Here is a 6,171-nt window from a genome sequence, read left to right as displayed (position 1 = left end):
GTCGACGACGTCCGCCGGGCCGGGCTCGTCCGCGCGCTGACCGACGCCGCCGGGGCGCCCGCCGTCGCCGAGGCCATGGAGAGCGCCTACGAGCTGCGCGCCGCCGACTTCGTCGGCTGGCCCCTGGCCGCCCTCGCCGCCCGGCTGCGCTCGGACCCGCTGCGCCGGATGCGCCTCACCGAGCTGCGCGAGGAGCTCCGCAACGCCTTCACCGGTCCGGTCGGCGCCCAGCGGGGCGACGTCGACGCCGCGCTCCAGGCCGTCACCGACGGCGTCGCCGCCGAGCTGCCCGCCCCCTGGGCGCGCTCCGTCCGCGCCGCGGCCCGCTCCCGCGCCGGCGAGATCCCCGGGGCCCTCGGCGAGTCCCTCAAGGAGGCGCTGCCCGCGTTCAACCAGGTCCCGCGGTGGTGGTGGCTGGTGAAGACCTGGCAGTACTTCCTGATCCTCGTCGCCGTCCTCGGCGTCGTGTGGATCGGATTCCTCGTCGCCTACGGCGTCCTCGACGCCGGTGGGGAGGACCGTGCCGGCGCCGCCGGAGAGCCGGGCCTGATCCCCTATGTCGTGGTGCTGATCGTGTGCACGCTGGGCATGGGCTGGCTCACCTCGTCCGCCTGCCGCAACCTGGTCGCGCTGTCGTCGGCCAAGCACGGCGCCAAGATGGGCCGCCACATGCGCGAGGGCATCGAGCGCGTGGCCCAGGAGAAGGTCGTCGAGCCCGTCACCACCGAGCTCGGCGTCTACGCCCGCTTCCGCGAGGACGTCGCCCAGCTGACCTGACCCGGCGCCTCTTGACCGGCCCGGCCGCGCCCGCCGGGGACGGGCCGGTTTATCCACAGGTTCGGGTATCGGCTCCGCGCGGAGGGCGGGCCGGTCACCGTTGTCGGTACGCCCGTCGTACCGAGCACAACGGAGGAACCGTGAACGAGGCCCACATCACCGTCGTCGGCTGGGTCGCCGCGGAGCCCTACTACACCGTGACCGCCGCCGGAACGCCGTTCCTGTCGCTGAGGGTCGGCTGCACGCCGCGCCGCTACGACCGCCAGAGCGGGCAGTGGCAGGACGCCGACACCATGTTCCTCACCGTCAACTGCTGGCGCGGCCTCGCCGACAACGTCAACGCCTCGGAGTTCCAGCGGGGCCACCCGGTCCTGGTCACCGGCCGGCTGCGGGTCCGCCAGTACGAGCGCGACGGCCAGTGGCGCTTCTCCGCCGAGGTCGAGGCCACCACCGTGGGCCACGACCTCAGCCGCGGCACGGCCGACTTCCGTCCCGTCCAGCGCGGCGGCGCGCCGACCGACGGCGACCGCCAGGAGGCGCGGGACGCGGCGGACCAGTGGGCGCTGACCACCCCGGAGGAGGGTCCTCCCCAGGCCGCCTGACCGGGCGCCCGCCCGTGCCGGGCCGCCGCGGGGACGGTGCTGGCGCGTTCCAATTCTGTGGGGCGTCACCGGCAGTGGCTTCTGCCGGTCGGCGCCCCCCTGTGCCATGGGGGTTCTTTCTGCGGTCGCCTAGGCCGGGTACCGCAATCCGGCCCGGTGTTCACACGCTCGCGCGATCCAGACCGGGGACATGCCGCCGGGCGCGCCCCTGGGACGGGAATCGCGGGTGAACACGGCCGCCAGGCGGGCTCGTGGCCGATATCGGACGGACATGACCGCCGGGCGAGCCGCTAAGGCCGGAGTTACGGCAACACAGCACTAGATCCAGGAAACGCCGCGCATGGTGGTATCCCCCTCAGGATGTGCTGAGGTCCGCGAATCCGCGGGCCGTCGCGGGTGTCCGGCACGGGCACCCACATGTGCTCTATCGAAGGTACCGGTTTCCCGTCCACTCCGCACACCTTGCAACTATCGTGTTACGCAAAGTGATGCGCGTAAGGGGGAAGGATGACGGCAGTGCAGTCGTCCGCCGAGGACCGTGGTGGGGAACTCGCCCGCAAGCCCCGGAGCAGGGCGTTCGCGGGACGCCCGTCCCTGCTGGTGGTCTATGTTCCGGCGGTCGTCGCCGTCCATCTGGGGCTCATCGTCGCGACGCTCGCCGGCGCCCATCCGCGGCTGGAGGACCTGCTCACCTTCACCGCCCTGCTGGCCTGCGGCGCGGTGTGCATCGAGGCGACGCGGCGGCTCGGGATCCCCGCGGGGGTGGCGCGGGACCTGCTGTCGGCGTGGTGGCTGCCCGTCGCGCTGCTGCTGCCGCCGGCGTACGCCCTGCTGATGCCGGTGCCGTTGCAGGTGCTGCTGCACTTCCGGGTGCGCCGGACGCTCGTCTACCGCAGGGTCGTGGTCGTCTCGGCGCTCGGGATCGCCGGGGCGTGCGCCTCGATGGTGTTCCACCTGGCGGTGCCGCAGCCGCTGGCGGGGGAGCCGCGATGGGTCGTCGACGCCTGGCCGGGGATCCCCGCCGCCGTGGCGTGCGCGGCGCTGTTCACCGTGGTCAACGCGGCGCTGGTGGCGGTCGCCGCGCACGCGGCCGAGCCCGGGAGCCGCTGGCGGGAGGTGCTGTGGACGCGCGAGAGCCTGCTGCTGGACCTGGTGGAGCTGTGCGTGGGCACGCTGGTGGCGATCACGAGCGCGCTGACGCTGGGCCTGCTGCTGCTCGCGCTGCCGCCGGTGATCCTGCTCCAGCGGAGCCTGATGCACCAGCAGCTCCAGGCCGCGGCGCGGACCGACGCCAAGACCGGGCTGCTGAACGCGGCGGCCTGGCAGCGCGAGGCCGACACCGAGCTGTCCCGGGCGCAGCGCACGCACGACCCGCTGGCGCTGCTGCTGATCGACATCGACCACTTCAAGCGGGTGAACGACACCCACGGGCACCTCGTGGGCGACCAGGTGCTGGTGGGCGTGGCGGGGACGCTCTGCCACCAGCTGCGCGACTACGACGTGGTCGGCCGGTTCGGCGGCGAGGAGTTCGTGGTCCTGCTCCCAGGGACCGACACCGTCGAGGCGTGCCGGGTGGCCGAGCGGCTGCGGGGCCGGGTGCGGCGGCTGGCGGTGCCCGCCGAGGACGGCACGGTGACGGTGACGGTGTCGGTGGGCGTGTCCCTGCTCGGTACCCACGGGCAGGATCTGATCGAGCTGCTCGCGGCCGCCGACCTGGCGCTGTACCGTGCCAAGTCCTCGGGCCGCGACCGCGTCTGCCTGCCCGCCGTGGAGGGACCCCGGGCGACCGGCGGGTAGGGCGGCGCGGCGGTGCCGGGGACCCCCTAGTCTTGAAGGCATGGCCGAGTACATCTACACCATGCAGCGTGTGCGCAAGGCGCATGGCGACAAGGTCGTCCTGGACGACGTCACCCTGCATTTCCTTCCGGGCGCCAAGATCGGCGTCCTGGGGCCGAACGGCACCGGCAAGTCGACGCTGCTGCGCATGATGGCCGGCCTGGAGCAGCCGTCCAACGGCGACGCGCGCCTCATGCCGGGCTTCACCGTCGGCATGCTGCAGCAGGAGCCCCCGCTGAACGAGGAGAAGACCGTCCTCGGGAACGTGGAGGAGGGCGTCGCCGAGACCAAGGCGATGGTCGACCGCTTCAACGAGATCGCCGAGAAGATGGCGACGGACTACTCCGACGAGCTGATGGAGGAGATGGGGAAGCTGCAGGAGCAGCTCGACCATCGCAACGCCTGGGATCTCGACAGCCAGCTGGAGCAGGCGATGGACGCCCTGCGGTGCCCGCCGCCGGACGCCGACGTGACGACGCTGTCGGGTGGTGAGCGCCGCCGCGTCGCGCTGTGCAAGCTGCTGCTGGAGGCCCCCGACCTGCTGCTGCTGGACGAGCCCACCAACCACCTGGACGCCGAGAGCGTGCAGTGGCTGGAGCAGTTCCTCGCCAAGTACGAGGGCACCGTCCTGGCCGTCACCCACGACCGGTACTTCCTTGACAACGTCGCCACCTGGATCCTCGAACTGGACCGCGGCCGCTGCTTCCCCTATGAGGGCAACTACTCCACGTACCTGGAGAAGAAGGCCGACCGGCTGAAGGTCGAGGGGAACAAGGACGCCAAGCGCAAGAAGCGCCTTGAGGACGAGCTGGAGTGGGTGCGCTCCAACCCCAAGGCGCGGCAGACCAAGAGCAAGGCCCGTCTCGAACGGTACGAGGAGATGGCGGCCGAGGCGGCCAAGACCCGCAAGCTGGACTTCGAGGAGATCCAGATCCCGCCGGGGCCCCGCCTGGGCTCCACCGTGATCATCGCGGACGATCTGACCAAGGGGTTCAGCGACCGGGTCCTGATGGACGACCTGTCGTTCAACCTGCCGCCGAACGGCATCGTCGGCGTCATCGGGCCGAACGGCGTCGGCAAGACGACGCTCTTCCGCATGATCGTGGGGGAGGAGCAGCCGGACGACGGGGTCCTGCGGGTCGGCGAGACGGTCAAGGTCTCCTACGTCGACCAGGGCCGCGGGGGCATCGACCCGAAGAAGACGGTGTGGCAGGTCGTCTCGGACGGGCTGGACCACATCAACGTCGGCCAGGTCGAGATGCCGTCCCGCGCCTACGTCGCGGCGTTCGGGTTCAAGGGGCCTGACCAGCAGAAGCCGTCGGGCGTGCTGTCGGGCGGCGAGCGCAACCGGCTGAACCTGGCGCTGACGCTCAAGCAGGGCGGCAACGTGCTGCTGCTGGACGAGCCGACCAACGACCTGGACACCGAGACGCTGTCCAGCCTGGAGAACGCCCTGCTGGAGTTCCCGGGCTGCGCCGTGATCACCTCGCACGACCGGTGGTTCCTGGACCGCATCGCCACGCACATCCTGGCGTGGGAGGAGGGCTCGAACTGGTTCTGGTTCGAGGGGAACTTCGCCGACTACGAGAAGAACAAGATCGAGCGGCTGGGCGCCGACGCGGCCCGCCCGCACCGGGTGACGCACCGCAAGCTCACCCGCGACTGACGCGGGACGGGACGGCCGCGCGCCCCGCATCGGCGGGGCGCGGCCGTCCCGCCGTCTGCGGCCCGTCCCGCGAGCCCCGGCACGGGTGCGCGAAACGGTGAATTACGGGGAATGCGGTCTTCGTCACGCGGGCGGGGGACGGGCCGTAATGACGCCCCGGGTAGCATCGGGCGAACCGGTGGAGAGCCCCCCACCACCCGACTCCCAGGCGAGGACATGCAGCAGACCGATCTGCCCGCGGCGGCGTACCGGCACGTCTACGAGTTCAACATCCGCTTCGGGGACATCGACTCCCAGGGCCATGTGAACAACGTGAAGTTCCTCGGTTACCTGGAGGACGCGCGGCTGGAGATGTTCCACGGCGACCCGGTGCGCAAGGGGGAGCAGCCGGTCCGGGGCATGGTGATCTCGCGGCACGAGATCGACTACCGGCAGCCGCTGCTGCCGACCGTCTACCCGATCCGGGTGGAGACGTGGGTGACCGAGTGCCGCGCCGCCTCGTTCAAGCTGGCCTACGAGGTGCTGGACGACGAGAACGTGTACGCGACGGCGACGTCCACGCTGGTGGCCTTCGACGTGTCGGAGGGGCGGCTGCGCCGGTTCACGGCCGAGGAGCGGGAGTTCATCGGCCGCCACATGCCCCCGGGCGCATGACGGTCGTCACCGGCCCGCCACTGGGCGGCCGGGTCGCCGCGGCCGAGGCGCGAGGGGTCGCGCTGCGGGCGGCGCGGGTCGCGGACGCGGACGTCCTCGCCCATCTTTACCAGGAGAACCGCGCCTACCTGCGGCCGTGGGAGCCGGCGCGGCCGGAGGAGTACTTCACGGCCGGCGGGCAGCGGGCCAACCTGCGGGAGCTGTGCGAGGCGCACGGCGCGGGCGAGCTGTGGCCCGGCGTCATCCTGGTGGACGGGAAGGTCGCGGGCCGCATCACGCTCAACAACATCTTGCGCGGCCCCCTCCAGAGCTGCTTCGTGGGCTACTGGGTGGCGCGCGCGCACGCGGGCCGTGGCGTCGCCACCGAGGCCGTACGGCAGGTGCTGGACGTGGCGTTCGGCGACCTGTGCCTGCACCGGGTCGAGGCGTTCACGCGGGTCGACAACCGCGCGTCGCAGCGCGTCCTGGAGCGCAACGGCTTCACGGCCGTCGGGACGGCCCGCGGGCACATCCATGTGGACGGCCGGTGGCACGACGAGCGCCTTTTCGAGCGCCTCGCCCCCTGGGACGACGGCGTGGCCCTCGCCCCGTCCCCGTCGAGCCGGGGTGCCGGCCCCCGGCGGTGAGAACCGCCCG

General features: G+C 72.1%; 5 protein-coding genes and 1 pseudogene. All 6 read left to right on the top strand.

Features of this window, described 5'->3' with window-relative positions:
- Positions 1-777 (top strand): annotated as a pseudogene (locus E1291_RS20875) (ABC transporter); the annotation flags it as partial.
- A 140-nt stretch (positions 778-917) separates the two neighbouring features.
- Positions 918-1,379 carry a single-stranded DNA-binding protein gene (locus E1291_RS20870; protein ID WP_131739520.1) on the top strand — a complete coding sequence of 154 codons (462 nt, stop codon included), beginning with the start codon at positions 918-920 and terminating at the stop codon, positions 1,377-1,379.
- Between the two features lie 507 nt (positions 1,380-1,886).
- Positions 1,887-3,176 carry a GGDEF domain-containing protein gene (locus E1291_RS20865; protein WP_131739519.1) on the top strand — a complete coding sequence of 430 codons (1,290 nt, stop codon included), beginning with the start codon at positions 1,887-1,889 and terminating at the stop codon, positions 3,174-3,176.
- 40 nt (positions 3,177-3,216) lie between these two features.
- Positions 3,217-4,881, top strand: coding sequence for an energy-dependent translational throttle protein EttA (gene ettA / locus E1291_RS20860; RefSeq protein WP_131739518.1), 1,665 nt, complete (start codon positions 3,217-3,219; stop codon positions 4,879-4,881).
- Between the two features lie 216 nt (positions 4,882-5,097).
- Entirely contained in the window at positions 5,098-5,535 is a 438-nt protein-coding gene (locus tag E1291_RS20855) for an acyl-CoA thioesterase (RefSeq protein ID WP_131739517.1), read from the top strand.
- Positions 5,532-6,161 carry a GNAT family N-acetyltransferase gene (locus E1291_RS20850; protein ID WP_131739516.1) on the top strand — a complete coding sequence of 210 codons (630 nt, stop codon included), beginning with the start codon at positions 5,532-5,534 and terminating at the stop codon, positions 6,159-6,161. The genes E1291_RS20855 and E1291_RS20850 overlap by 4 nt, the downstream gene beginning before the upstream one ends.
- The last annotated feature ends 10 nt before the right edge of the window (positions 6,162-6,171 follow it).

The sequence above is a fragment of the Actinomadura roseirufa genome (assembly GCF_900659635.1).
In the GTDB taxonomy this organism is placed as follows: domain Bacteria; phylum Actinomycetota; class Actinomycetes; order Streptosporangiales; family Streptosporangiaceae; genus Spirillospora; species Spirillospora roseirufa.
This window is presented reverse-complemented; position numbering and strand designations above follow the sequence as displayed.